General features: G+C 69.3%; 2 protein-coding genes. Both read right to left on the bottom strand.

What is annotated here, in order from left to right; translation table 11 throughout:
- Window positions 1-802: TPM domain-containing protein (locus IAE56_RS20865; protein ID WP_200753833.1), on the bottom strand; the 802-nt coding region annotated here is incomplete at its 3' end.
- A 3-nt stretch (window positions 803-805) separates the two neighbouring features.
- On the bottom strand, window positions 806-1,423 hold the full coding sequence (locus IAE56_RS20860) for a LemA family protein (protein WP_200753832.1): 618 nt from the start codon (window positions 1,421-1,423) through the stop codon (window positions 806-808).
- Window positions 1,424-1,588: the final 165 nt, after the last annotated feature.

Raw genomic sequence — 1,588 nt, 5'->3', positions numbered from 1 at the left:
ATGCTGTCCGGCCACCCCAGCTGCCGCCGCCCCAGCCGCCACCACCGGCAAAGCGCCCGGGGTGGCCGGACAGCATCGCCACGACCAGGCCGACGATGCCGGCCAGGCCGCTGGCCAGCAGGGTGGAGGTGAACAGGAAGGCGGCCAGCGCCGCGCCGCCGCCGCCGAGCAGGCCGCGCAGCGGGCGTGGCACCCGCGAGAACACCCCGCGCAGGATGCTGCCGGCGAACACGCCGATGAACAGCGCCAGGATCCAGGTATCGCCCCCACCGCCCGGTTCGTGGCCGCGCTGGCCGCTGACCGGCGCCGGCAGCGGCTCGCCATCGACCAGCTTCACCAGCACGGCCGTGGCGTCGGTGATGCCACCGGCGTAATCGCCACTGCGGAAGCGCGGCACCAGGTATTCCTGGATGACCCGGTTGGCGATGGCATCAGGAATCGCACCTTCCAGTCCGTAGCCCGGCTCGATGCGTACGCGCCGGTCATCCTTGGCCACCACCAGCAGCACGCCGTCATCCACGCCCTTGCGGCCGATCTGCCACTGGTCGAAGACGCGGGTGGTGTACTGGGCGATGTCCTCGGGCTGGGTGCTGGGCACCACCAGCACCTGCAGCTGGCTGCCCTTGCGCTGCTGCAGGTCCAGTGCCTGCTGCACCAGTGCCTGCTTCTGCGCGGCATCGAGGGTGCCGGTGGTATCGACCACCGGCGAATCCAGCGCCGGAATCGGCGCGAGCGACTGCGCCTGCGACGCCAGCGGCAGCCACAGCAGGAACGCCAGCAGCAGCGCGGTGGCCAGGCGCATGGCTCAGTGCGCCGGCTGCGGGGCCGGCTGCTGCGGCGTGGTGCCGAAGTCGACCACCGGCGCGTTGGAGATCTGCGCTTCGTTCTCGACGCTGAAGTTGGGCTTGGGCTGGTAGCCGAAGAGCTTCGCGGTGACCAGCTGCGGGAACGAGCGGATGTAGGTGTTGTAGTCCTGCACCTGCTGGATGTAGCGGCCGCGAGCCACGGTGATGCGGTTCTCGGTGCCTTCCAGCTGCGCCTGCAGGTCGCGGAAGTTGGCGTCGGACTTCAGCACCGGATAGTTCTCGGTGACCACCAGCAGGCGCGACAGCGCGCTGCCCAGTTCGCCCTGCGCCTGCTGGAACTGCTTGAGCGAGGCCGGGTCATCGGCGTTGACGTTGATCTGGCCGACGCGCGAGCGGGCGTTGGTGACTTCGGTCAGCACGCGCTCTTCCTGGCTGGCGAAACCTTTGACGGTCTGCACGAGGTTGGGCACCAGGTCGGCGCGGCGCTTGTACTGGTTGAGTACTTCGGACCAGCTGGCCTTGACCGCCTCATCCTTCTGCTGGATGGCGTTGTAGCCGCAGCCGGAGAGCAGGGAGGCCAGCAGCAGCAGGGGCAGGACGCGGGTGAAAAGGCGCATGGCGGGAGTTCCGGGTGGACTGGTTGCCGAGCATGCCATGGTTCGCGTTAACGCCAGCGTGGAGGTCGGGGTTGGTCGGCCAACGGGCTGGGCCCCCTCCGCGGTGGGTGTGTTTGCTGGATATCGGGGTTGGTCGGGAGGGTGGGTTGGCTGGGGGACGCCGTG

Origin of the sequence: Stenotrophomonas sp. S41 (genome assembly GCF_016624625.1) — a bacterium.
Lineage (GTDB): Bacteria > Pseudomonadota > Gammaproteobacteria > Xanthomonadales > Xanthomonadaceae > Stenotrophomonas.
Note: the sequence above shows the minus strand (reverse complement) of the source record. Positions and strands in the feature narration are given on the sequence as shown.

Coding starts and splice junctions, on each gene's coding strand:
- IAE56_RS20860 (WP_200753832.1), bottom strand. CDS start 1,423: ATGCGCCTTTTCACCCGCGTCCTGCCCCTGCTGCTGCTGGCCTCCCTG.